At 55.1% G+C, this 25210-nt stretch carries 24 protein-coding genes; 4 read left to right on the top strand and 20 right to left on the bottom strand.

Features of this window, described 5'->3' with window-relative positions; all coding sequences use genetic code 11:
- Positions 1 to 36: 36 nt before the first annotated feature.
- From NI21_RS0102030 to spoIVA, 5 genes are all read right to left on the bottom strand, one after another.
- Positions 37 to 792, bottom strand: a complete 756-nt coding sequence (locus tag NI21_RS0102030) for a class I SAM-dependent methyltransferase (protein WP_033124569.1) — start codon at positions 790 to 792, stop codon at positions 37 to 39.
- Positions 793 to 1269 carry a methylglyoxal synthase gene (locus NI21_RS0102025; protein ID WP_033124568.1) on the bottom strand — a complete coding sequence of 159 codons (477 nt, stop codon included), beginning with the start codon at positions 1267 to 1269 and terminating at the stop codon, positions 793 to 795. It lies immediately after the preceding gene.
- Between the two features lie 34 nt (positions 1270 to 1303).
- On the bottom strand, positions 1304 to 2872 hold the full coding sequence (locus NI21_RS0102020; RefSeq protein ID WP_033124567.1) for a putative ABC exporter domain-containing protein: 1569 nt from the start codon (positions 2870 to 2872) through the stop codon (positions 1304 to 1306).
- Positions 2869 to 3567, bottom strand: a complete 699-nt coding sequence (locus NI21_RS0102015) for an ABC transporter ATP-binding protein (protein ID WP_033124566.1) — start codon at positions 3565 to 3567, stop codon at positions 2869 to 2871. The genes NI21_RS0102020 and NI21_RS0102015 overlap by 4 nt, the downstream gene beginning before the upstream one ends.
- A gap of 277 nt (positions 3568 to 3844) precedes the next feature.
- Complete coding sequence (gene spoIVA / locus NI21_RS0102010; RefSeq protein ID WP_033124565.1) at positions 3845 to 5317, bottom strand: stage IV sporulation protein A; 1473 nt, start codon at positions 5315 to 5317, stop codon at positions 3845 to 3847.
- 175 nt (positions 5318 to 5492) lie between these two features.
- On the opposite strand from spoIVA, the gene NI21_RS0102005 reads away from it, so the two are divergent.
- Together NI21_RS0102005 and aroD are read left to right on the top strand one after the other, a co-directional pair.
- Positions 5493 to 6392, top strand: coding sequence for a shikimate dehydrogenase (locus NI21_RS0102005; protein ID WP_033124564.1), 900 nt, complete (start codon positions 5493 to 5495; stop codon positions 6390 to 6392).
- A gap of 14 nt (positions 6393 to 6406) precedes the next feature.
- Positions 6407 to 7174 carry a type I 3-dehydroquinate dehydratase gene (gene aroD, locus NI21_RS0102000; protein ID WP_033124563.1) on the top strand — a complete coding sequence of 256 codons (768 nt, stop codon included), beginning with the start codon at positions 6407 to 6409 and terminating at the stop codon, positions 7172 to 7174.
- 153 nt (positions 7175 to 7327) lie between these two features.
- Here the strand turns inward: aroD and NI21_RS0101995 are convergent, their stop codons facing one another.
- The 10 genes from NI21_RS0101995 to NI21_RS0101950 form a co-directional block, all read right to left on the bottom strand.
- Entirely contained in the window at positions 7328 to 7948 is a 621-nt protein-coding gene (locus NI21_RS0101995; RefSeq protein WP_081957936.1) for a PepSY domain-containing protein, read from the bottom strand.
- 232 nt (positions 7949 to 8180) lie between these two features.
- On the bottom strand, positions 8181 to 9029 hold the full coding sequence (locus tag NI21_RS0101990) for a hypothetical protein (RefSeq protein WP_052083798.1): 849 nt from the start codon (positions 9027 to 9029) through the stop codon (positions 8181 to 8183).
- Positions 9022 to 9507, bottom strand: coding sequence for an RNA polymerase sigma factor (locus NI21_RS0101985; protein WP_033124562.1), 486 nt, complete (start codon positions 9505 to 9507; stop codon positions 9022 to 9024). Before NI21_RS0101985 ends, NI21_RS0101990 begins: the two co-directional genes overlap by 8 nt.
- A gap of 26 nt (positions 9508 to 9533) precedes the next feature.
- Entirely contained in the window at positions 9534 to 9905 is a 372-nt protein-coding gene (locus NI21_RS0101980) for a hypothetical protein (RefSeq protein ID WP_033124561.1), read from the bottom strand.
- A 108-nt stretch (positions 9906 to 10013) separates the two neighbouring features.
- Positions 10014 to 11366, bottom strand: a complete 1353-nt coding sequence (locus NI21_RS0101975) for a sensor histidine kinase (RefSeq protein ID WP_369792756.1) — start codon at positions 11364 to 11366, stop codon at positions 10014 to 10016.
- A complete protein-coding gene (locus NI21_RS0101970; RefSeq protein ID WP_033124559.1) occupies positions 11363 to 12037 on the bottom strand; it encodes a response regulator transcription factor in 675 nt (224 codons plus the stop codon). The genes NI21_RS0101975 and NI21_RS0101970 overlap by 4 nt, the downstream gene beginning before the upstream one ends.
- A 201-nt stretch (positions 12038 to 12238) precedes the next feature.
- Positions 12239 to 13516 (bottom strand): MFS transporter, encoded by a 1278-nt coding sequence (locus NI21_RS0101965; protein WP_033124558.1) that lies wholly within the window; start codon positions 13514 to 13516, stop codon positions 12239 to 12241.
- A 31-nt stretch (positions 13517 to 13547) separates the two neighbouring features.
- Positions 13548 to 14423, bottom strand: coding sequence for a shikimate dehydrogenase (locus NI21_RS0101960; protein ID WP_033124638.1), 876 nt, complete (start codon positions 14421 to 14423; stop codon positions 13548 to 13550).
- 52 nt (positions 14424 to 14475) lie between these two features.
- On the bottom strand, positions 14476 to 16401 hold the full coding sequence (locus NI21_RS0101955; protein WP_033124557.1) for an FAD-dependent oxidoreductase: 1926 nt from the start codon (positions 16399 to 16401) through the stop codon (positions 14476 to 14478).
- 197 nt (positions 16402 to 16598) lie between these two features.
- Positions 16599 to 17438, bottom strand: a complete 840-nt coding sequence (locus tag NI21_RS0101950; RefSeq protein ID WP_033124556.1) for a sugar phosphate isomerase/epimerase — start codon at positions 17436 to 17438, stop codon at positions 16599 to 16601.
- A gap of 197 nt (positions 17439 to 17635) precedes the next feature.
- Between NI21_RS0101950 and NI21_RS0101945 the strand changes: the two genes are divergently transcribed.
- The gene (locus NI21_RS0101945; RefSeq protein ID WP_033124555.1) at positions 17636 to 18523 is read left to right on the top strand and encodes a LysR family transcriptional regulator; all 888 of its coding nucleotides are present in this window, start codon (positions 17636 to 17638) and stop codon (positions 18521 to 18523) included.
- A 301-nt stretch (positions 18524 to 18824) separates the two neighbouring features.
- On the opposite strand, the gene NI21_RS0101940 is transcribed toward NI21_RS0101945, so the two are convergent.
- The 4 genes from NI21_RS0101940 to NI21_RS0101925 are packed head-to-tail and all read right to left on the bottom strand — an operon-like array spanning position 18825 to position 23289.
- Positions 18825 to 19880 (bottom strand): NAD(P)H-dependent glycerol-3-phosphate dehydrogenase, encoded by a 1056-nt coding sequence (locus NI21_RS0101940; protein WP_255349843.1) that lies wholly within the window; start codon positions 19878 to 19880, stop codon positions 18825 to 18827.
- 53 nt (positions 19881 to 19933) lie between these two features.
- Complete coding sequence (gene plsY, locus NI21_RS0101935; RefSeq protein WP_369792755.1) at positions 19934 to 20584, bottom strand: glycerol-3-phosphate 1-O-acyltransferase PlsY; 651 nt, start codon at positions 20582 to 20584, stop codon at positions 19934 to 19936.
- Positions 20585 to 20586: 2 nt separating this feature from the next.
- On the bottom strand, positions 20587 to 21915 hold the full coding sequence (gene der / locus NI21_RS0101930; RefSeq protein WP_033124553.1) for a ribosome biogenesis GTPase Der: 1329 nt from the start codon (positions 21913 to 21915) through the stop codon (positions 20587 to 20589).
- Positions 21916 to 21975: 60 nt separating this feature from the next.
- The gene (locus NI21_RS0101925) at positions 21976 to 23289 is read right to left on the bottom strand and encodes a radical SAM protein (RefSeq protein ID WP_033124552.1); all 1314 of its coding nucleotides are present in this window, start codon (positions 23287 to 23289) and stop codon (positions 21976 to 21978) included.
- A gap of 122 nt (positions 23290 to 23411) precedes the next feature.
- Between NI21_RS0101925 and NI21_RS0101920 the strand changes: the two genes are divergently transcribed.
- Positions 23412 to 24599 carry a ribose-phosphate pyrophosphokinase gene (locus tag NI21_RS0101920; RefSeq protein ID WP_033124551.1) on the top strand — a complete coding sequence of 396 codons (1188 nt, stop codon included), beginning with the start codon at positions 23412 to 23414 and terminating at the stop codon, positions 24597 to 24599.
- Positions 24600 to 24678: 79 nt separating this feature from the next.
- Here NI21_RS0101920 and NI21_RS0101915 read toward each other — a convergent pair whose 3' ends face one another.
- A complete protein-coding gene (locus NI21_RS0101915; RefSeq protein ID WP_033124550.1) occupies positions 24679 to 25203 on the bottom strand; it encodes a hypothetical protein in 525 nt (174 codons plus the stop codon).
- Positions 25204 to 25210: the final 7 nt, after the last annotated feature.

The raw sequence follows: 25210 nt of genomic DNA, 5'->3' as shown, positions 1-25210 counted from the left end.
TAATATTTTTTCCCATACTTGACAAGGGAGCGCGGATCATTTTCCGCACTCCCTCGCCATGATGGTTATTCTCTCGCTGCCAGGCCCCGCCTCCCTGTCCGTGTAGCCCTCCTGGGCTGACAGAAAGGTCAGGCCGCTCCTTTTAAGGAGCTCCTTCATCTCCTCCAGAGTGTAGGCCCTCTGGAAATGCTGCTCCTTATATTTCCGGTAGAGATCCCCCTCCTCCCGGATAAACAGAGTCAGCTCGTAGGAGTTGATCCGCCCCTCCTCATCGTAATAGTTGTCCCAGATGAAGCTGCAATCCTCCCTGTCCTCGGCGATGGTCTGCTCGCCCAGCACCTCCCTGTACTTGTACTCTGTGTTGAAGTCAAAGAGAAAGATGCCTCCCGGGTCCAGGTAATTGTTCACAAGCCGGAACACCTCCAGAAGCTCCTCCGGGTCTGTGATATAGTTGACACAGTCGCAGGCGCTGACAACTGCCCGGACGGTGCCGTAGAGCTCAAACTCCCGCATATCCTGCAGAAGGTAGAGGATGTCGTGGCCGCTTGTTTCCTTCTTCTCAAAGGCCTGCTCCAGCATCTCCGTGGAGCTGTCCACCCCGATCATGTCGTAACCGGCGTCCGCCAGCTCTTCGGTCATGCTGCCCGTCCCGCATCCCAGATCCAGGACAAGGCCCTCCTCTATCCCCTGCTGCCTCAGCTTTTCCTCTATGTAGCCGGCCCACTCCCGGTAGGGCACATTATCCATGAAAGTGTCATAGACCTCCGAAAAGCTGCCGTATGCCTCAGCCATCTATTTCATCCTCTCCACACGCTGCTGGATCGTCCTGTTGAAATTCTCGATCTTTCTCGCGTAGGGCTCTGACATGTATCTGGAATTAAGCATGAAATCCGCGGTAGCCAGGTTGTTGGCGATGGGGATGTCATAGACCACAGCGATGCGCAAAAGCGCCTTCACATCCGGGTCGTGGGGCTGTGCCTCCAGCGGATCCCACAGGAAAATCATGAAATCGATCTGTCCCTCCACGATCTTGGCACCGATCTGCTGGTCTCCTCCCAGGGGACCGCTGCAGAACCCTTTCACCGGCAGCCCCGTCTTCTCGGCGATGAGCTTGGCCGTGGTCCCTGTCCCGCAGAGAAAATGGCCCTTCAGTATCTCTTTATTCCTGTCGCACCAGTCCACCAGCTCCTTCTTCTTGCCGTCGTGAGCGACCAGAGCGATATGCTTTGTCTTTCCGATCTCAAGCGTGACAAATTCTTCATCCAACATTGTGTGACCCTCCTTGCATGCTGTCCTTATTTTCCTAATCCCACTGCTCCATGCACTCAAATCTCGGAACGGTGAGAGCAGCAATCAGCACTGTAATTATCATACTATAAATCGGCACGATTAAAAAGAGCAAATTTGCATTTATCAGGTAGGCCGCCGGGATGCTGGCCAGGGCTCCGATGCCCAGGATGCCTCCCTGGACTCCCAGCAGGAAGAACTGCTTTCCCGTAGTCCCCAGGGTATCGCCCAGAAGGCTGTCCCCCAGCACCTTGATGTAGAGCCGGTTGGCCTGGAGCACCACATAGGACAGGATGATGGCCGCGATCTTCCAGATGGAAATGCCCCAGGCCAGTCCCACGGGGACGCAGAAGATAACCGCGTCCACCAGGGCCTTCAGGTGCTCCGTGCAGGTGGCGTACCAGAGCTTCTTTGCCGCCGGCTCGGGGATCAGGTAAATGTAGGGCAGCTCCAGCTCCTTCCCCCATTTTCCCATGTACCCGGTGCCCACAAAGACCATGTAGACGGCGATCCCCATGAGCAGAAGATCCGGTGGCAGCTCCTCGTCGGGCCTGCCCACAAAGAAGATGCAGACCACTGCCCCTATGAGGGCTGCCAGGGTAAAGCCTGTAAAAATGAAGAACCGCTCCTTTTTGTACTCCAGGAGCTGCCGGCTGAAGATCGCCTTGGCCCCCGTGCCCCAGCCCGCGAGGGACGCCCTTTTCAGCTTCTTCTTTCCAAAGCCTACACTGCTCTCCCCCTTCTGGTTCCTCCTTTTCAGCTCCGCGTAGTCATCCGCGAATTTAGCCGCGTCCTCGTAGTAGGCTCCTGTACACCGGATCCTCCGGGCCACCAGGAGCATCCCCGCGCAGGCCAGAAGAAAGAGGACAGTCCCGATCACATTCCACCGGTCCGGCCCCGTCACGAGAAGGCTTACCGCCGACACCTCCCAGCCCGCCACCGGAAGGAGCCTGAGGGCCGGGGACTCAAAGAGGGCAAGGACTGACTCCTTATTCAGCCCTCCTCTCACAAGATACCAGGCCACCACCGCGGCCACCGCTCCCACAAGGACATAGATCAGAAGCCGCAGAAGGCGGATCAGCCCCTGAAACCTCTCCTCCCCGGAGTAGAGAAAGACCATCAGGCTGGTCTCAAATGCCGTCTCAAACACAAAGCAGAAGACAAAAAGCAGAATAGCCCTGACCGGCTCCACGTGGAAGATCGTCACTGCCGCCACGGAGAACAAAAAATCTGCCACAAGGGATACCGTGTAGTTCAAAATCGCCCCGTGGAGCAGCACCAGCTTGGAGCTGATGGGCGCGGTGAAGATAAAATGGGCGTGGCTGGGCCTGAAGATCACGCCCTTCAGCTTTGCGTAGGACAGAAAATTGCTGCAGAAGATAAAGTAGAGCCACACTGTCATGACGTAGACGATCCCCTGCTTGTAGGCAATGCCACCGGCCGCCGCCAGGGAGGCAAAGGCTGCCAGGATCCCCACCACATAGAAGATGCCCAGCGCGATATAGAGGTAGGTCACCGGCTTGCGCACCGCCTTCCTCGCCCGGTTGATAAAGCTTCTCTTTGTCAGATACAAAAGCGCCCTCATCTCTTCTCACCGCCTGTCACTTCAAAGAACAGGTCATCCAGATCCCTGTCCCCCACATCCTCCTTCCGGAAGGAGGCCTTGATACGTCCCTTCTCCATCACGAACATGACGTCCCAGAGCTCCTCCACCATCTCCAGCATGTGGGTGCTGATAAGGACCGTCACCCCCTGACTCTTCAGCTCCAGTATGACCTCCTTGAGCTCCCGGATGGCCTGGGGATCCAGGCCCACCATGGGCTCGTCAAAGAGGATGACCTGAGGCTTGACCGCCAGGGCGCAGAGGATGCTGACCTTCTGCATCATCCCCTTGGACAGCTCGCCGCCCAGCTTGTCCGCCTTGTCTGTCATCTCAAATCTCTGAAGAAGGCTCTCCACCTCCTGGTCAGTGATGGAGCTCCTGTATGCCATCCGGATGTACTCGATATGCTCCCGCACGGACAGCGCTTCGAACATAGAGGGGATCTCGGGCACGTAGCCAAAGATCCTTTTGGCCGCCAGCTCCCTGGAGGGGATGCCCTGTATCCGTATCAGCCCCTCGTACCTGAGAAGCCCCGCTATACTCTTGATGATAGTGGATTTTCCCGCGCCGTTGGGGCCAAGAAGGATGCCTATCCTCCCGTCCGGCACAAAAAAGCTGACCTGATCCACCGCCAGGTTTTTCCCATACATTTTCCTTAGTCCCTGTACCTCTAACATGGTCTCTTCCCCCTGTGCATTCCGCGATGTTTTTTGTATTAATATTATAATACAATTATACGCACGAAAACCATCTCTGTCAACAGCAAAAATGGAACGCGGCAGGCCCAGTCACTCTTTCTCTCCCGCCGGTATAGGAAGGGGAGGATCTGCTCTGCCTCCACCGCCCCCTTCCCATAGGGCTCGTACTCCCCCTTCGTCCGTGTCAGCAGCCCGTACGGGAAAAGGACTCCGCGCCTGCGAAGTCCTTAAGGCAGTCCGGGAAAACACGCCTCCTCTACAGAATGATGCAGACCATCCCCCCATTGATGTCGTTCACCACCTTCTGCATGGTGTCCTGCAGCTTCGCCTGGCTGTCATCTCCGATCATGGAGATCCGGCTCTGCATGCCGTCCATCACCAGCTCCTCGATGGTCTTCCCGAAAATATTCGTCTCCCAGATACCTCCCTCTGTGTCCTTCCTGTCCCTGATATACCGGATCAGGTCCTCCGCCTGCTGCTCGCTGCCCACAATGGGCGCGATCTCTGTCTCTATGTTCGCCCTGATGAGGTGAATGGAGGGGGCGTGGGACCGGATCTTCACACCGTACTTGTTGCCCTGGCGTATGATCTCCGGCTCATCCAGGGTGATCTCATCCCGGCCCGGCTTTACCACCCCGTAGCCTTTCATCCTGACACTGTCAAAGGCTCCCTTGACGCACTCGTACTCATTTTTCATGGCGGACAGCTTCTTCAGCTCGCAGATGAGGCCGTACTGCCCCTGGATCTGTGCCCCGGTCATCTCGCTGAGCATCTCGTAGTAGAACTCTTCCCCGATGTCTATGCGTATTTTCACGCAGCCTGTGTCCATCTCGATCTTTTCCAGACGCATCTCCTCTATGTAGGGGCTCTCCGGCGTGTCTATTCCCGAGACAGCGTCCCGTATCTGACCGATTCTCTCCAACAGCTCCCGGGCGCAGGCTGTCAGGTCCTGCCTGATCCTGTGATCCGGCGGCAGCATCTCCGCCCACCTGGGGATAAAGAACTGAAGCTCCGACACAGGAAACTCAAAGAGCACAGCCTCCATGATCCGGTGAATATCCTCCTCCTTCAGCTGCTCGCAGTTCACTGGCAGAGCCTGCACCTGGTAGGTATCCCGGATGTGCTGCGTGATCCTTTTGGCCTCCTCCCCCGCCGGGCGGCGGCTGTTCACCAGCACCACAAAGGGCTTCCCGATCCCCTGGAGCTCCCGGATGGTCTTCCCCTCCGCCTCCTCGTAGCTGCTCCTTGGGATCTCCCCGATACTGCCGTCGGTGGTCACCACAATGCCGATGGTGGAGTGCTCGTGGATGACCTTCTCCGTTCCCACGGCAGCCGCCTTTGTAAAGGGTATCTCATAGTCAAACCAGGGAGTTTTCACCTTCCGCTCCTGCCCCTCCTCCTCGTGTCCCGACGCCCCCTCCACCATGTAGCCCACACAGTCGATGAGGCGGATCTTCACCGACACATCCTCCGTCAGATCGATCTTTGCCGCCTCCTTGGGGACAAATTTGGGCTCTGTAGTCATGATGGTCCTGCCGGAGGCAGACTGGGGGAGCTCATCCACCGTCCTGGCCTTTACGTTCTCATCCTCCAGGTGGGGAAGGACGAGCACATCCATAAACCGCTTGATAAAGGTGGACTTTCCGGTTCGAACCGGCCCCACCACTCCTATATATATTTCCCCGTTTGTCCTGACCTGTATGTCCTTGTATAACTTATAGTGATCCATAGTTCGCGCCCCTTCCACATGTGCTGTTAGAATATATGCCGGCGCTGTCCCTTTTAGAATTTTCATTTGATAGATTTCATCTATGATTTCCATGCATATTAAGTATTTGATTGACAATGCCTGTTTTGTTAAAATAAAGACATACAAAGTTTTTATCATAAAGGAGAGATGAATTATGGAAAGACACCAGATCACCGGGCACACAGAGCTGATCGGACTTATGGCCTACCCAATCCGCCATTCTCAGTCACCTGCTACCCACAATGCCGCCTACGAAAAGCTGGGCGTGGATATTGTCAACCTTGCATTCGAGGTGGACGCAGACGACCTGGAGGACGCCATCAAAGGCCTCCGAGCCCTGAAAATGCGTGGTTCCAATATCTCCATGCCGAACAAGACCATCGTCCACAAATATCTGGACGAGGTGTCTCCCGCCGCCAAGCTCTGCGGGGCCGTCAACACCATCGTGAACAAGGACGGATACCTGATCGGCCACAACACGGACGGCATCGGCTATGTGCAGTCCCTGAAGGACAACGGCATTGACCCTACAGGCAAGAAGGTCACTATCGTGGGCTCCGGCGGAGCCGCCACAGCTGTGCAGATCCAGTCCGCCCTGGACGGCGTGGCCGAGATGTCCATCTTCGCAAGGGATGATAAATTTAAAGACAACGCCATCGAGACCGTGAGAAAGATCAACGAGAACACAGACTGCAAGGCTGTCTTCTATCCCCTGGAGGATCTGGACCGCTTAAAAGCGGAGATGGCTGACAGCTATCTGTTCACAAACGCCACCGGCGTGGGCATGAAGCCGCTGGAGGGCATCACCTACATTCCGGACGCCTCCTTCTTCCGCCCGGATCTGATCGTGACAGATGTAGTGTACTCTCCCCACGAGACAGCCATGCTGAAAATGGCCAGAAAGGCCGGCTGCAAGACAATGAACGGCCAGGGCATGATGCTCTTCCAGGCCATCGCGGCCATCGAGCTGATGCTGGGCCAGAGAGTGGACAGCGAGTACATGAAGGAGAAGCTTGGCATCTCCTATGTCTACACAGACGATGACGAGGACTAGGGAGGAAAAGGTTCATGAATACAGTAAAGGTAAGAAATCTGGAGCTGGGAAGCGGCATCCCGGCTGTGTGCATCCCAAATGTGGGAAAGACGAAGGAGGAAATCCTCTCCCTCACAGAGCAGTACAAGTCCATGTCCATGGACCTGATGGAGTGGCGCGTGGACTGGTTTGAGGCCGTGGAGGACACCCAGGCTGTGCTGGACGTGCTGTCCGGCGTCAGGGAAAAGCTGGGGGACACTCCTCTTCTTTTCACCTTCCGCACAAAGAAAGAGGGCGGCGTCCATGAGATGGACACTGCCGCCTACGTATCCCTCAACAAGGCCGTGGCCGCCACAGGCCTGGCGGATCTGATCGACGTGGAGATTTTCACGGGAGATGAGATCGTCTCTGATCTCATCAGCGCCATCCACGCATCCGGCACAAAGGTGGTGGCATCCAACCACGACTTTGACAAGACTCCGGCCAAATCCGACATCGTCTACCGGCTGCGCAAGATGCAGGATATGGGAGCAGACATCCCCAAGATCGCCGTTATGCCAAAAAGCAAAAAGGACGTGCTCACTCTGCTTGCCGCCACAGAGGAGATGGCCTCCGACTATGCGGACAGGCCCATCATCACCATGTCCATGTCCGGCCTTGGCAGCATCAGCCGTCTCTCCTGCGAGGTCTTCGGCTCCTGCCTCACCTTCGGCTCAGGCTCCATGGCATCCGCTCCGGGGCAGATCGGCGCCGAGGAGCTGCGCCAGGTCCTGACATCCGTCCACAATGCCCTTGGCGTGTAAAATAAGCACAGGCTTACAAGGGCCGCGAGACAGCTGCGGACATCCCGCAGGGCATCTGTATAAATAAAATTTTAAAGGGCAGGCGCCGGACTTACTCTTTTGTCCGGCGCCTGCCCTAGCTTTTGTGTTTGCCATGTCTGAACATGCTGAAATCTAATGTCTCTCCTCACTCCACTTCAGGAAGCTGCCTGTCTGAGCATCGATCTCAAATTCATACTCTTTCTGGTTGTAGATGATGTCTCCCTCGTAAATGTAGTAGCCGTCGTCAAAGTCCAGCTCCATGCGGAGATCCGCCTCAGTGGCGCCCGGCACTCTCTCCAGGGCCGCGGCTTTTGCGTCCGCCTCACTGACAGCCACATTGGCTGCCCCCGCTGCATTTCCTGCATTCCCGGTATTCCCCGCGTTTTCGCCGGCCGGCGCATCACCTGTCCCGGCGGCTGCACTGTCCTGGCCAGGGGCTGCTGCGCTCTGGCCGGCTGTGCCCTTCGTCTCCACATCCGCGCTGAGGATCTCGCCGTTGGCGCCGTTGATGTCATAGCTGTACTCCTTCTCGTCCACGCTGAACTGCACATCATACTGGAGGATGCCGTCATCCCTGTCCTTTTCCACCTTCAGCCTGGATGTGTCGGACTCGCTAACCCCCGCGTCCTCAAAGGCGATCCTCTTGGCCTCGTCCTGGCCGATATCCCGGCCGGAGGCTCCACATCCTGTCACAATACCTGCCGCCAGTGCCGCGGCCAGAAGTGCTGTTGCCAATCTCTTATATCTTCTCATCTTTTCTTTCCCTTTCCCGGCCCTGCCCGGGCCGGTCCCTTTCCTGATTATTTGATTGCTGTGTTCCTTTGTTGTACTTACTATAACCAGAAAAGATTAAAGAAAGATTAAAACAAGATAGAATTTGTAATTTTTTTAAACTGTAGCGCATTGGATACCCTATCCTGCCCGCTATCCGCTTTAAGAGCAGGCTGCCCGGCACTCACCATACCGGGCAGCCACTGGATTACATTCACTGGTGCCCGTGTCCGCCCTCCTCTTCATTTTCTCCGTGATGGCGGTATCTGTTGCCTTCGCTCTCTCCTTCGTCTTCTTCTGTGTCGGTCCCTGCATCCTCCTCTGTCCCGGACTGGCCGCTGCCCTCTGTCTGGCCATTCTCACAGTCCTCTTCAGACTGAACCGCCTCGGGATCCACGCCGTAGGACTCCAGCAGCTCCTGGATCCGGCGCATGGACATCCCCCTGACCTCCTCCAGGGTCACAGACGGATCCACATCCCTCAGCGCCAGGTAGGCCCTGTATTTTCCCACAGACATGCCCTCCTGGTGGGCCGCCTCCATCTCATCCATGCCGCTTAAGTGGCACTGCATGTTCTGGTGGCCTCTGGCGCAGGTCTCCACGTGGTCCAGTATCTGGCTGCTCTGCTCATCGCTGTCTCCCGCCACCGTGAAGGAGAGAAGACCGTCCTGGGCGAGATAGTCCTGCAGCCATGTGCTGTCCAGAAGCTCCTGGATCCCCTCCTGGTAGGGCAGGAAGCGGATGTCCAGCTCATCCAGCAGCTCCTTTGCCTCCTCGTTGTAGCCCTCCACGGACACGATCCTGTCAAACCGGTTGATGCCAAGCTCCAGGGATGGATTGATATCAATGCTGATGTAGGCCGTGGGGGTGAAAAAGACATAGCTGCCCCCCGATGCGAGAGCCACGAGAACAAGGCAGGCTGCCGCCGCCACCGCTGCCCTGACAGGAATTCCCCCGATCCTCTTTTTGCTGTACACTCTTTTTTGCAGATAGTCCCTTGTGTGCTCCTTCAGCTCTTCATCGGCCCGGACCTGGTCAAAGGCCTCTCTCCATTTTTCACTCAATGTCCATCACCCCTTCCAGCTTCTCTTTTAACAGGTGTCTGGCCCTCGTAAGGAGTGTGTAAACAGTGTTGACCTTTTTTCCCAGAAGGCGGCCGATCTCTTCTGCTTTGTACCCCTCATAGTAATAGAGATACACCACATCTTTATATTTCTCCGGCAGGGACAGGACCGCCTCCAGCAGCTCGCTGTAGTCCTCCTTCTGACCCTTGGCCCTCTCGGGCAGCTGGTCCAGGGGCACGGTCCTTGTCCGGAAAAAGCTCTTCAAAAGATCCCTGCAGGCGTTCACTGTCACCCTGATGATCCACGCCTTCTCGTGCTCCGGGCTCTCAAAGACCTGGGAGCTGAGGACATATTTCAGAAAGACAGTCTGAAAGATGTCCTCTGTGTCCGCCCTGTTTTTCAAATGTACCATGCAGATCCTCTTCACAGTATCCGCATAGAGCTCTATGGCCCTGTTTGCCTCTTCCTCACTGCGCATGCCCCTTCATACCCTCACTTTGCCTTTCAGCGCCAGATACACTCCGCCTGGTGATGTCCTCCTGCGTGTTCACCCTGGTGCCCGCCCCAGTGTTCGCCCCGGTGTCCGCTCAGATGTCTGCCCTGCCCGCTGCCACCGACTGTATTCCCTTCTGTCATGGCCTGATAGTGGTCGCAGATGCCGTCCCCGTCGCTGTCCGTGTAATGCCCGCCATACTGCTCGCAGTACTCGCAGACCCGTGTGCTCTGCCCGGCCAAGCCAGCGCTTCCCTGGCAGTTTCCGCCGCTTCCATATCCGGATCCGGCTGCGCCATACCCGGGTCCCGCCGCAAAGACCGCTGTTCCTCCGATCATGGCTGCCGCCGCCACTGCTCCGATCACTGCTGTAATTTTCTTCATATCTGATCCCTCCGTCTTTTTAAATGAAATTGTTTTTTACTGTTTCACTATGAATACGATCCAGCGCTTCTGTTTCATTCAAAAGTCCGAAGGATTTTTCTTTTTTATTTACAGGGGAAATCTGCAGGTAAAGACGCTGCCCTTCCCCTTTTCACTCTCCACAGCCACCTCTCCGCCGTGCTCCAGGGCGATCCATTTTACAATGGAAAGGCCAAGCCCGGAGTGGCCGGCATCGCTGCGGGAGGCGTCCGCCCGGTAAAACCGGTCCCAGATGCGGGGGAGATCCTTCTCCTCAATTCCCTGGCCATTGTCTGCCACGGCAAGGACCGCCATTTTCCCCTCCCGGCGCAGGGACACCTTTGTAGTGCCTCCCTCCCGCCCGTAGGAGATGGAGTTGGAGATCAGGTTCACGAGAAGCCGGATAAAAAAGCTCTCGTCTGCCTCCATCACGATCCCCGGCTCAATGTCCGTCTCTATGGAAATATGCCGCTCCTGCGCCAGAAGCTGCTGCTCCTCCGCTGTCATCTGGGTCAGCTCGCTGATGTCCAGTAACTCCTTTTGCAGCGCCTGGCGCCCCTGGTCTGCCCGGGACAGAAGAAGGAGCTGGGAGATCATGGAGGACATGTCCCTGGCCTTTCTGCGGATCGCCTCCAGCTGTTCCTTCTGCTCCTCAGAGAGGGAGGGATCTGCGAGCAGCTCCTCGCTCTGGAGCAGGATCACCGCAGCCGGCGTGCGAAGCTCGTGGGACACGTCCGAGGTGAACTGCCTCTCTCTGGCAAAGGCCTCCTGCAGCTCTGCCAGCAGCTGGTCAAAGGTGTCCGCCAGATGGTAGATCTCATCCTTTCCGTCCGGCAGATCCACCCGCCTGGACAGATCCTCCTCCTCCCGTATTTCCTTTACCGTATCCGTGATCCTCCTGACAGGCAAGAGAGCTCTCCTGACAAAAAAGTAGGACAAAAGGATCATCACCACTGCCAGACCAGGCAGGAGAATGAGGGCAAACCGCAGCGTCACGGTAAAGCTGTTCTCCGCCCTGGTGACCGAGGTAATCCCCCGGATGTAGACGGAGCCGTACCCCTGGATGCGCTGCTCCATGTCAAACACATAGAAGGTTTCCTGCCCCTCCCGGACTGTCCGCAGGATGTCATGCTCAAAATCCGGCTGGCCGCCAAAGCCGGCGGGGATCCGGCCGTACAGAAAATCTCCGTCCACACTGTACACGGACAGATAGACCCCGTTCTCCATAGTGTAGAAGTCCGAGTCCACCTCCAGCTTTCCGTCTTCCTCCTCCAGCTCCTCCACGCTGCCCTGCACCTGCTCTTTTAGATCTGACTGCACAGAGGAGAGAACCTCCTGGGTGCTGAGGGAAAAGAGGATAGCCAGAGCCGCCACAATGAGGAGGATCATAAATCCCCCGTACAGGCAGGTCAGCTTCAGTTTGACAGACCATCTCTTCATCATTCCGCCCTCAGTACATAGCCGGCTCCCCGGACTGTGTGTATCAGCTTCCTCTCGTGCCCCTCGTCGATCTTCCTCCGCAGATACCGGATATACACGTCGATGACATTGGAGCCTCCCGAGTAATCATAGTTCCATATGTGCTGCTCCAGCTTGTCCCGGGAGAGCACGATCCCCTGGTTCTGCATCATGTACCGCAGGAGCGTGTACTCTTTTCCCGAGAGGGTGATCTCCTTCCCTGCCCGGGTCACCCTGTGGGTGTCCGTGCACAGGGTCAGATCCCCCACGGTCAGGCAGTTTCCCTCACCGGACTGCTCCGGCCTTCGCAGCATGACCCGTATCCTGGCCAGCAGCTCCTCCACCGCAAAGGGCTTCACCAGGTAGTCGTTGGCCCCCGCGTCCAGTCCTGCCACCCGGTCCTCAATGCTGTCCCTGGCAGTCAGAAGGAGCACCGGCAGAGCCTTGTCCCTGGCCCGGATCCTCCGGAGCACCGTGAGCCCGTCCATGACCGGCATCATGATGTCCAGCACCACCGCGTCGTACTCCGCCCCCGCCAGATAGTCCAGAGCCTCCTGCCCGTCAAAGCAGGAGTCCACGCTGTAGTGCTCCGCCCTCAGCCGGGCGGTCAGTATCCTGTTCAGACTCTTCTCATCCTCTGCTATTAAAATGCGCATGCGTTTCCCTCCATCCGCTCTTGTGTTTTTTCTTTTATTTTTTATTTCCCTCCTGCTCTCTCTTCTTTTAACCTTACATGACAAAGGAGGATCCGTCAAGCAGACGGATCCTCTCCCTTTATCTTCTTTTTTCTGATGTCTTATGTCCAAACCGTCGGGTCGTCAATCAAATCACTCTAAATATGTATGATTCCTCTCGTCCTATTTGCTCAGAGCGCTCTTTCCAAAGATCTTCTTATACTGAGAAACAAGGTAGAGCATCATCAGGATCGCGATGACTGCTGCCGCGAGAAGAAGTCCCATCATTGTGTATACAGCGGCTGCCTCTCCGATAGAGGTTGTCATGGCTGACACGATGTAGGGCAGGAAACAGCTTGCAAGTCCCATCCATGTGTAGTAGATACCAGTGTTCCTTCCCTTCGGTCCCGGGCACATCTCCTGGCGGATGCCAAGACCTGTCTGGAGAGCTCCGCCTGCCGCGAAGAAGCCCAAAAGAGCGATGGCCACGTAGATCACTGCCACGTTGCTCACAAGAAGAACGATGGCCAGAGCCACTGCTGTAAAGATGGAGTCGATCAGGACTACCTTCAGCGGGTTCCACTGCAGCTTGCCCATCATGACTGCCCAGAATACAACGGCGATGACAGAACCAACTGTGTAGATGGATGTCATACCTGCCGCCTGGGCCTCTGTCAGGCCGCAGTTGCTCATTCCAAAGGCCTTTGTGTACTGCTGCGCACCGTACATGATGAACATGCAGACAAAGCCGTAGAACATAGTGAAGAAGTTTACAAGCCCGCTTGGCTTTACAAGCATCCTTGCCCTTGCAGCCTCGATCTCAGCCTGTGCCGCATTCTCTGTCTTGCCGTCTGCTGTCTGTACGGTCTCTTTCATCTGGTCGTCATAGGCAAAGGGTGCGATCACTGCCAGCACAACCGCAACGATGGACATAACAAGCGGGATCCAGATGTTGATGTGCCAGTTTCCTGCTGCCGAGAACTGCACAGCCAGCAGCGGATAAATGATGCCGGACAGAGACACGAAGAATTTGATACCGATCAGAGCACTTCCTGCGTATCTCGGTTTTACAGACTCCTGTGCTGCCGGATAGAGGGATGCATCCCAGAAGCCGGATGTGGCTGCTCCTGACAGGAACGCGCAAACACATGCGATGGGGAAGCTTGCTGTGAACAGAAGTCCCGCAAAGCAGATGATGTAAAGTACGCCGCCTGCAACGGCCATTTTCTTACGTCCGATGCGGTCGGAGAACTCTCCGCCCAGCCATACAGTCAGCATTTTACCAAAGCCGGTAGCTGTGATCGCAAGGGATACGGCCGCCGCGCCTTCCACCGCGTCCGTGTACCCCCACTGGGTGTAGAAGTTTACCTGGTTCTGTGACAGGATGATGGCCTGGATACCATGTGTAAAGTAAGCCATGTACACCATTGCCAGTGATAAGATATACTTTTTCGCCTTCACTTCTCTTACTCCTTTTCTTGTTGAAACTATATTATTTTGCCTGCTCTGCCTGGAACCTGTTGTACTCGTCCAGCGGCATCTTCTTTCCTACAAAAAGCTCGTAGTTTACAACGCCCTGCTGCTGCAGCATGCCCACGCCGCCGACAGCCTTGCAGCCTGCCGCCTCTGCCTCCAGGATCATCTTTGTCTTCTCCGGGTTGTAGACAGTGTCAGCTACCACAAGATCCTTGCGGAACAGGGACTTGTCGATGAGTGTCACATCATCGTGGGGCTTCATGCCCATGATGGTGGCATTGACCACGATGTCGCAGCCCTTGACAGCCTCGGCCAGCTTCTCCTTGTCGTCCAGGTCATCTACTGTGACAACGCATTCCGGGCACTTCTCGGCCAGCTTGGCCTTTGTGCTCTCAGCTCTCGCATAGAAGTCGTCCTTGATGTTGAAGATATGTACTTCCTTTGCCCCCTCCAGCGCAAACTGTACCTGGATGGCTGTGGCAGCGCCGCCTGCTCCCAGAACAACAGCCTTTTTGCCTTTCACGTCAAAGCCGTGAAGGGCCAGGTTGTTCACAAAGCCGATGCCGTCTGTGATGTGTCCTGTGATGACGCCGTCGTCATTGACAAAGGTGTTGCAGGCTCCGATGATCTCCGCGGCCGGTGACAGCTTGTCCACCAGCTCCGCCGCGATGTTCTTGCATGGCATAGTAAAGTTTCCGCCACGCATCTTGAAAAGGCGGATGGCCTCAAACACCTTGGGCATCTGCTCAACTGTCACATCAAATGCCATGTAAGCGTAGTCCAGTCCGTCGTGCTGAAAGCTGAAGTTGTACATTGCCGGGGATCCTGAATGTCCCACCGGGCTTCCGAATAATGCCATCAGCCCCGTATGTCCAGAAATTCTTTTTTCCATGATCTTTTCCTCCTCAATCATTTTCGCGCCGCGCGCCTGTTTTTTGTCGCGCTTAGATCTGAATTGCAGCCGCATAGGCCTCTCTTGTGGCGTCCAGAGCTCTCCTTGCCCTTGTGGCGTCACCGATCACATAGACCTCCTGTCCAAGCTCCTCAAGCTGCTCGGCAAAAGGATTGTAGTTTCTGAAGCCCATGGAAAGGACAACAGAGTCAAAGCCTCTCACCTCGTGCTGTGTGCCGTCCGGAGACTCGTAAGCCACGCCGTCCTCGTAGAACTTGCACACCTTCGCGTTTGTGATCTGCTTGATGCCGTAGTTCTTGAAGTCCTCCATGAGGAATACTCTGTGCTCGTGGATCACGTCAGCGCCCACTGTGTCGCGGAATTCGATGACTGTCACATCATGCTCCTGCTCGCCTAAGAAGGCAGCTGTCTCGCAGCCTACCATGCCGCCGCCCACAACGAGGACTTTCTTGCCGGCAGCTCTCTTGCCGTCCAGAAGGTCGGAGCCGTGGATGATAGCCGGGTTGTCGATTCCCTCGATGGGAAGGATCAGTGTGCGGGATCCTGTTGCCACGATCACTGCGTCCGGCTTCTCGGCCTTCACAAAGTCAAGGTCAACGGTTGTATTCTTGTGGATCTTTACGACTGTCTTCTCACATCTTACGATGTAGCTGCGGATCATGTTTGTGATATCGCCTTTTCCCGGCGGGTAAGCGGCCAGTCTCATATTTCCGCCAAGCTTGTCAGAGCTCTCATAGAGGGATACATCGTGTCCTCTCTGGGCTGCGATAAATGCCGCGCACATGCCGGCCACACCGCCTCCGATTACCATGACCTTCTTGGATTTTTCTGCCTTTTTCAGGCCCTCTGCCTCGTGTCCCAGGAAGGGGTTCACCAGACAGCAGATCGGCTCGCCCTTGTACATGTTTGCCACACATCCCTGGAGACATGCGATACAGGGGAACATATCCTCCAGATCATCGTTCATAGCCTTCTCCGGCATGTGGGGATCTGCCAGTGACTGACGGCCAAATGCCACCAGATCCGCGCGTCCCTCTCTCACCATCAGCTCCGCAAAGTATGGCTCTGTGTAGCGGCCTACTGTGATGACCGGGATGGATACGGCCTTCTTGATCTCTGTTACAAGGTCAGCGGAAAATCCAGCGTGTACAGCTGTGGGCGCCCACATATACTCATCCTTGATGTGAACGGCACGGGATACGTGAAGTCCCTCCACGCCGCAGTCCTCAAGGTATGCTGCGATTGCCGCGCTGTCGTGCACGTCATCTCCGCCCTCAACCTCGTCAGAGCTGTTGATACGCGCCAGAATGGCAACCTTTCCGCCCACTCTCTTCTTTACTTCCTCTACGATCAGGCGGGGGAAGCGCATTCTGTTCTCGAAATTGCCGCCGAACTCGTCGGTACGCTTGTTGGTTCTCGGTGAAATGAAGGAGTTTACCAGATAGCCGTGAGCCATGTGGATCTCAACGGCGTCAGCTCCGCCCTTCATGGCGCGCTCAGCTGCGTCACCGTATCCCTTTACAAGCTCATACACCTTCTCTGTGGGCACCTCTACCGGTGTGTCCTTTCCATATACAGAGGGGATGGCGGAAGCTGCCTCGATGGGAGCGCCTGCGTTTACCGCATTTCCCTCCGGGCCTGCGTTCTGCAGCTGGATGGAAACCTTTGCCCCCTCAACGTGACAGGCATCTGTGATCTTCTTTAAGCTCTCGATGCTGTTGTCATCGTAGAGACAGGGCTTTCTCGGGCCGCCCTTTGCGTTGTTGTGCACAACTGTGGCCTCAATGGTGATCAGGCCGAACTGTCCCTTTGCCCTCTCTGAGTAGTAAGCTACGGACTGGTCACTCCAGGTTCCGTCTGTGTTGGCGAAGTTGTTGCCCATGGGCGGAACAACGAAACGGTTTTTTACTGTCATAGGCCCGATCTGGATCGGGGAGAACATTGTCTTAAATTTCATATCTTTTTCCTCACTCTCAGCTATTCATATTTTCACTTTGCGGTTTTCTGACAGGTTCTTGTCAATCCTGTCTTATTTTTAACACTTTTTGGCTGCGCACATCGGACTTACCTTTCCGATTGCACGTAACCTCGATATTTTACCACACAAGTCAAAAAGATAAGTCCGAATGTCCGCGTTAGAAAATTTACTCTCTATTAATCTTCAACCATTTCCGGCCATGCCTCTTTTAACACCTTCTCTGTGTTCTCATATGTATAGGCAGCGGCCTCCTTCAGCCCTCTTGACAGGATCTCGTCGGAGATAACCTCCACGCCGATCACCTTCGGGTCTACTCCGGCATCCTTGATCATCTTCACAAATCCTGCCGTGTCCTTTGCGCCTGTTCCGGGAGCCAGACGGTCGTGCATGGACTCGTCTCTTAAGATGGATTTTGCATACGGTCTGTCGTAAGCGTCGTTGATCTGGATGGAGATTACTTTCTTTGCCATCTCCTCTGTCAGGATGTCGTACGGCTGGTCTGCTCTTACCCAGTGCCATGTATCCAGGATCATGTAAGCGTTCTCAGCGCCGGAAGCCTTCACAACATCCCATGCCTTCTTCAGATCCGGGATTCCGCTGTAGGGCATTGGCTCAACGCCGATGATTCTCTTGCCGGCTCTCTGGCAGAGCTCTTTTAACTTCTGTGCTGTGTGCTCTACGGAATATGTCTCCATCAGTCCGCAGTTGATGTGGTTCACACCGAACAGATCGCACATGTGGAAGCAGATCTGCTCTTTGTACTTCTGCTCGTAGGATCGGTTGTCCTCTGCCCACATTGTGATGTACTCGACCTCAGTTACCTTCATTCCATGCTTGTCAAGAATTGCCAGGATGTCCTCATCATGCAGCCCTTCTGCGAGCGCGTCCACATATGTCTCTGCGCGGAGGCCGATGCCCTCGTATCCCGCCTCTTTTGAAGCGATAACGCGGTCTTCAAATTTGCACTGGTCACCTAATGTCCATGAGCTGACTGTGATTGGATTTTTCTTTGACATAGTTTTTTCTCCTTCCGTTGTTAAAATTGAACACTTCACTTACTTTTTCCAGGTTCAATCTTGTGATATTTACTATGCCCTTATTATATTCTATTGTTAAAATAAAAACAAATTCATAATGTAATACGAATTCATAGAAAACATTTATAGTTTATGATAAAATATATCCAATACGTACATACACAGGAGGAACCCTGATGAACCTATATCATTTGCGGTATTTTGTAACACTTGCTCATCTGGAGCACTATACAAAGGCGGCGGAGCTTCTGTCCATCACTCAGCCAAGCCTCAGCCACGCCATCTCGTCCCTGGAGAACGAGCTGGGAGTTAAGCTGTTTGAAAAGGAGGGGCGCAATGTGATCCTGACCAAGTGCGGCCGGGCCTTTCTGGAGGATGTGGAGCAGTCCTTAAGTATTTTGGACTCCAGCGTGAACAAGCTCCAGATGACAGGCAGCGGCGAGGGGCAGATCGACATAGCCGTGCTGCGCACGCTGAGCACCCAGCTTGTGCCCGGCCTTGTGCGGAACTACATAAAGGAACACCCGAAGCAGAACATTGATTTCCGCTTTCACAACTCCACCGGTCTTACGCCGGACATGATCGAGGGGCTGAAAAGCCGGAAATACGACATCGCTTTCTGCTCCAAGATGGAGAACGAACCCTCCATTGAATTCGTCCCCGTAGCCAGGCAGGAGCTGGTGCTGATCGTACCCAACGGCCATCCGCTGTGCACCCGGGACGAGATCGACCTGGCAGACACACTGCCCTACCCGCACATCGGCTTTTCCAGGCGCAGCGGCCTGCGCCCCATCATTGACAAGCTGTTCAAGGAGTGCAAGGGACATCCGCAGTATGTCTACGAAGTGGAGGAGGATCAGGCCGTGGCGGGCCTTGTGTCCGCCGGCTTCGGCATCGCCGTGGTGCCCCACATGGCTCTCCTCTCCTACATGCCTGTCCAGATCATCCGCATCGCCAATCCCACCTGGGAGCGGATTTTCTACATGTGCAGCCTGAAGGACGTGTACCAGGCGCCGGCCATCAACGACTTCAAGGCATTTGTCAAGCGCCACGCGGTGGTGTAGTGAAACGATTAAACGGGGACGTAATACTTTTCAAAAGTGTTACGTCTCATTTTAAGTTAACTGGTGTATAATTGTGTTAACTCGCAATTATATTGTCGCATATTTCTTCTCACACACCGAAATTAATCTGTCAAAAAAAGCGAGGGTCTCTTCCGCAAAATGCGGGAAAACCCTCGCTTTTTCTGTTTTAGCTGTCAAGTGCTGTATAGATTCTGTCCAATCTGTGATACACAATTACGCACCAGTTGGTTTAATTCCAGACGTAACACTTTTGAAAAGTATTACGTCTCCAATTACGTCGCTAGCTCCACGGCTTCGCGTTGTGCTCTGCCTTACCCTTGCGCATCATCAGGTCGTAGACCGCCTCCTTCGCGTTTTTTCCCTCGAAGAGAATGGCATTGACCTGCTCGATGATAGGAAGATCCACGCCGTACTTCTTTCCCAGAGCCACAGCGGCTTTTGTGGAGTAGACACCCTCCACCACCATCTTCACCTCGTCCATGGCCTCCTGCATGGTCTTGCCCTGTCCCATCAGGTAACCCGCCTTCCGATTCCGGCTGTGGACACTGGCACAGGTCACGATCAGATCGCCGATGCCGGTCAGCCCCATAAAGCTCTCCAGGGCTCCGCCCATCTTCACGCCCAGCCGCGCGATCTCGTGAATGCCTCTTGTAATGAGGGCTGCCTTTGTGTTGTCCCCGTAGCCCAGGCCGTCGGCCATTCCAGCCGCCAGAGCGATGACATTTTTCAGGGAGCCGCCCAGCTCAATGCCCAAAATGTCCGGGCTTGTGTACACACGGAACACCTCGTTCATGAACATCTTCTGGAGGTACTCGGCTGTCTCCTTCGTCTTTGCGCCCACTACCACGCTTGTGGGGATCATCCGTCCCACCTCCTCCGCGTGGCTGGGTCCGGAGAGGACCGCCACGTTGGCCTGGGGGATCTCCTCCTCGATCTGCTCGGAGAGGGTCATGAGCGTGGACTCCTCAATGCCCTTTGCCACATTTACGAGAAGTTGTCCTTCCTTAATAAAGGGACACATGTTCCTGGCCGTACTCCTCGTAAAGGTGGAGGGCACTGCCAGGACAACGAAATCCTTGTCCGTCACGGTCTTCTCCATGTCTGTGGTAAATTCCATATCCTCCGGGATCTTCACGCCCGGGAGCTTGCTCTTGTGCTCTCTCTCCCGGGAGAGCATCTCCACCTCCTCCGCATTGATAGACCAGACAGTCACCTCATGTCCGTTCTTGTGGAGGAGAAGCGAGAGGGCTGTCCCCCAGCTTCCAGCTCCCATAATCCCAACTTTTGCCATAATCTTCCTCCTTCCCGGCCTGCCCGCCCATCCCGGCGGGGACAGAGCCGTATGATCTCTTTATAATGACGGCTCACTGGACCGTTACTATCCGCTCCTTATGATTTGCTCTTTCCCACGCTCAGCTTGTTCTCTGTCCCGTTCATCAGCCGGCCGATATTGGCCCTGTGCTTGTAAAAGGCAGAGACAACCACAAGCGCAGCCAGCACATACATCTCCACAAGATGGCTTCCATCCACATGAAATCCGCCCATCTGTCCGTACACCACCACGCAGATAAAATATGTAACCACAACCACAAGGGAACCCACAGACACATACTTTGTGGCTGCCACGCTGGCAAGAAATACAGCCAGGCAGATCAGCATGATCCAGATATTCCAGGTGGTGATGATAATGCCGGCCGTGACCGCAATGCCCTTACCGCCTTTAAACTTCATATAGAAAGGATAATTGTGTCCCAGGATGGCTCCAAGGCCCGCGTACTGGGACAGCATCGGCATAATGTCGCCGTATGTGCCCCCGAAGATCAGTCGGACCACAAGAACCGCGAACACGCACTTGAGACAGTCCCCCAGGAGGGTGATGACTCCCGCCTTCCATCCCATAGTCCGCAGGGCGTTGGTTGTCCCCGCGTTTCCGCTGCCCTTTGTCCGTATATCAATATGCTGTGTCTTTCCGTACAGATATCCGGTCTGGATCAGCCCAAAGGCATAGCCAATGACCAGACAAATGACTCGTTCTATCATGATTACTGCTCCTTCTCCTTCCGCTGGCGGATAAAGAATTTAAGAGACGTCCCCTTAAATCCAAAGGCCTCCCGGATTTTATTTTCCAGATACCTGGTGTATGAAAAATGCATCAGCTCCTTGTCATTGACAAAGATAACAAAGGTGGGGGGCTTCACCGCCACCTGGGTAATATAGAAGAGCTTCAGCCTCTTTCCCTTGTCCGAGGGGGGCTGCTGCATGGCCACAGCCTCCATCATGATCTCGTTGAGGACTCCCGTGGCCACCCGGAGGTTCTGGTTCTGGATCACCATGTCGATCTTCTCAAACAGCTTCGGAAGCCTCTGCCCGCTCTTGGCTGACACGTACATGATCTCCGCGTAGGGCATAAAGGAGAGAACCTGGCGCACCTTGTTCTCATACTCACGCATAGTCTTGTCATTTTTCTCAATGGCATCCCACTTGTTCACCACAATGATGATACCCTTGCCTCTCTCGTGGGCAATGCCCGCGATCTTGGCATCCTGCTCCGTGACTCCCTCTGTGGCGTCGATGACCACCAGGACCACGTCCGCCCGCTCCACAGCTGTCACGGTGCGGATGATACTGTACCGCTCCAGCTCCTCCTTGATCTTGTTCTTCCGGCGAAGTCCCGCTGTGTCGATAAACACATACTCCTTCCCGTCGTGGACCACCTCCGTGTCAATGGCGTCCCTGGTAGTGCCGGCGATATCCGACACGATCACTCTCTGCTCTCCAAGGAGCTTGTTGATGATGGAAGATTTCCCCACATTGGGCTTCCCGACGATGGCCACCCTGGGCCGCTCGTCCTCCTCCTCTTCCCCTGCATGCTCCGGGAAATGGGCGATCAGGGCGTCCAGCATATCTCCCAGCCCCAGCCTGGAGGAGGCGGAGATGGGAACCGGATCCCCGATGCCAAGATTGTAGAACTCATAGACATCAGGCATGAATTTGTCAAAATTGTCCACTTTGTTCACCACAAGCACAATCGGCTTTCCGGATCTGCGCAGCATGTCCGCCACCTTGGCGTCCGCGTCCTGCAGCCCCTGCCGCACATCCGTGAGAAAGATGATGACATCCGCCGTGTCTATGGCGATCTGCGCCTGCTCCCGCATCTGGGAGAGGATAATATCCTTGCTCTCCGGCTCAATTCCCCCTGTGTCGATCAGCGTAAATTCCCGGTCAAGCCATGACACATCCGCGTAAATCCGGTCCCGGGTCACGCCCGGCGTGTCCTTTACGATGGAGATCTTCTCACCGGCCAGCACGTTAAATAGAGTGGATTTCCCCACATTTGGCCGCCCCACGACGGCCACCACTGGTTTGCTCATATTTCTCTCCTTTTCCTGCTATTTCTTATCTGCTCCCCGGCCGCCGGGCGGCCGGTTTTCTTATCGTTGTCTCAGCACGGCATCAATAAAATCCTGCCCGCTTGATTTTACAATATCTATCTCGGATTGTAAAGCATCTTTCAGCTCCTCAAGGGTCACGTCATCCAGGAAAACCTCCTCCTGGCTGCGGAACATATTGCAGGGCAGAAGCAGTGCCTTCCCCAGTCTCTTCCCCGCCAGCTGCTCCTTCAGATCCTGCCCCGTGATAAGCCCCGCCACTGTGATCCTCTCCCCGAAAAACCGGTTCTCGATCTGGTAGGTGTGGACCACTGTCCCGGGATACCTGCTCTGGAGCTTCTGTGCCATACCGCAAATAAGAGGGTAGGCCAGCTTGCCCGTGGCCACGGACACTTCCCTGGGAAGGTCATCTCCTGGCAGCCTCTCAAAGGCCTCCTGAAACTCGTTTTCCAGAAGCCGCATCATCCCCACGCCGTTTTCCAGCTGCAGGTACCCGTCATACCGCTCCTCCGGGGGCATGTCCTCTCCGGCCAAAAGGTACCACTCATCTCCCGCATGGATAAAATGTGTCCCCCACCTTTCGTACAGCTCATCCTGCCAGCGGCGGATCACCGCCAGCACCTGCCTGGCGTCCTCGGGGGTGAAGGGCTCTAAGGGAAAGAGTCCCTCCCTGTACTTTGTAAGGCCCACCGGCACCACGGACACACTCTGCAGATAGGGCAGGTAGCCGGCCAGATCCCGGATGGTCCTCTCCAGCTCCTCCCCGTCGTTGATGCCCCGGCAGAGGACGATCTGGCCGTTCATCTCGATACCCGCCTCATACAGCCTGTCCACCTTCTTCAGCGCCTCCCCGGCAAACCGGTTGTGGAGCATCTGACAGCGGAGCTCCGGATTGGTCGTGTGGAAAGAAATGTTGATGGGCTCCAGGTGATACCGGATGATCCTGTCAATATCGTGGTCGCTCATATTGGTCAGAGTCACATAGTTTCCCTGCAGGAAGGAGAGTCTGGAATCATCATCCTTGAAGTAGAGGGTATCTCTCATTCCCTCCGGCATCTGGTCGATAAAGCAGAAAATACATTTGTTCCTGCAGGAGCGGTACTCATCCATGAGCCCCTGCTCGAACTCGATGCCCAGATCCTCCTCATAGTCCTTCTCGATCTCCAGCTCCCACTCCTCGCCGTCCGGCTTCTCTATGGTGAGCACAAGCTCCTCGTCATTGACGAAAAAGTGATAGTCAAAGACATCCTCCACCTCCTGACCGTTGATGGACACAAGGATGTCCCCCTTCTCTATGCCCAGCTCATCTGCTATGCTGCCGGGCTCTATGCTCTTGATAACATGTCTGTGTGCCATATACAATACCTCTGCAATTTCTGATCTAATAAAGTATAACATATTTTGACCGATTAGTTGACCATTTTACCATAAAAGTGCTATAAATAATAGAGGAAAAATATATATGACTGGAGGAACCTATGTCAGATTTAAAAGTACTTGAGCATGCCTTGCCTGTAGCTCCCTTAAAGATCGCGGCTCTCGAGAGCTGCACGGAGCTGGGCCAAAAGGTAAATGACTATATCGTCCAATTCCGGAAGGACACCTCAAAGGAGACGCTCAGCTCTCCCGTCTTTTCTTCCTATCAGATGGACAACTATCTCATCGAGTGCCGCTGCCCCCGTTTTGGGAGCGGAGAGGCAAAGGGTACCATCAGGGAGACGGTCCGGGGCAAGGATCTCTTTGTAATGGTGGATGTGTGCAACTACAGCCTGACCTACTCTGTAAACGGCCATCTGAACCACATGTCACCGGATGACCACTATCAGGATCTGAAGCGCATCATCTCAGCCGCCAACGGGAAGGCACACAGGGTCAATGTGCTGATGCCCTTCTTATATGAAAGCCGCCAGCACAAGCGCACCAAGCGGGAGTCCCTGGACTGCGCCATGGCCCTGCGGGAGCTGGTGGACATGGGCGTGTCCAACATCATGACCTTTGACGCCCACGATCCCCGGGTGCAGAACGCCATCCCTCTCATCGGATTTGACAACTTCAATCCCCCCTACCAGTTCATGAAGGCGCTGCTCCGCGCAGAACCAGAACTGAAGGTGGACAAGGAGCACCTGATGATCGTCAGCCCGGACGAGGGAGCCATGCACAGGGCTGTCTACTTCTCCAACGTACTCGGAGTGGAGATGGGCATGTTCTACAAACGGCGGGATTACTCTACCATCGTGAACGGCAAAAATCCCATTGTGGCCCACGAATTCCTTGGCTCCGACGTCAGGGGCAAGGATCTCATCGTCGTGGATGACATGATCTCCTCCGGCGAGAGCATGCTGGACGTGGCAAAGCAGCTGAAGGACAGAGGGGCTGCCAGAGTCTTCGTCTGCACCACCTTCGGCCTTTTCACCAACGGTATGGAGATCTTCGACGACTACTACAACAAGGGCTACATCGACCGCCTGATCACCACCAACCTGACCTATCTGCCGCCCGAGACACTGAACAAGCCATATTTCGTCGTGGCGGACATGAGTAAATTCATCGCGCTGATCATCGATTCCATGAACCACGACATCTCCATCGGAGCTGTCCTGGATCCCACAAAGAGGATCCACGCGCTGATGGAAAAGCATAAAAAGAAGCTGGCTGAAAAAAAATAAATGTGCCAGCCCGCAAAAAGCTCCCGGCTGCGAACGGATCCTGTTCACAGCCGGGAGCTTTTATTCGCTTTTTTCACTTTTACTCCTGTGCCGGCGCAAGCCTTTCACGCACAGCCTCGTAGGCCCTGTCAAAATCCGGGTCCTCTTTTCCTGTGCTCCTTGCAATCTCGTGTCTTTCCCCGCTTCTGTCCGTGAGGAACAGGGCTTTCTCCCCGCCTCTTCCGAGTCCCACCTCCACCTTATCCATGTCACTCAGGCGGTAGATAAAGACATCCGACCGGAAAGAGAGGACAAACTCTCTCGTCACCAGCAGGCGAAAGGCAGGTATTTCCACCGCGTCAGGCGCGATCAGCTGATTAAAAAAATCCGCCTTGTCCTCAATCCCTGACAGCTTTGCGCCAAGGGCCCGCTGGTTTCTCACGTTCAGCACGGCCAGCAGGACTCCGGCCACAGCCAGAACCGCCCCGATGACCGGGCTGTTGAAGACAGCGATAAGGGCTGCCGCCAGAAGACTGATCCAGATGATCATCCCCGTCCGCAGACTCCTGGCCCTCTCCTCTATAAAATCATAATACTTCTGCTCTCCCGCAGTCTGTATTGCCATCCTGTAA

Origin of the sequence: Eubacterium sp. ER2 (assembly GCF_000765215.1) — a bacterium.
GTDB lineage: Bacteria > Bacillota > Clostridia > Lachnospirales > Lachnospiraceae > Claveliimonas > Claveliimonas intestinigallinarum.
This window is presented reverse-complemented; position numbering and strand designations above follow the sequence as displayed.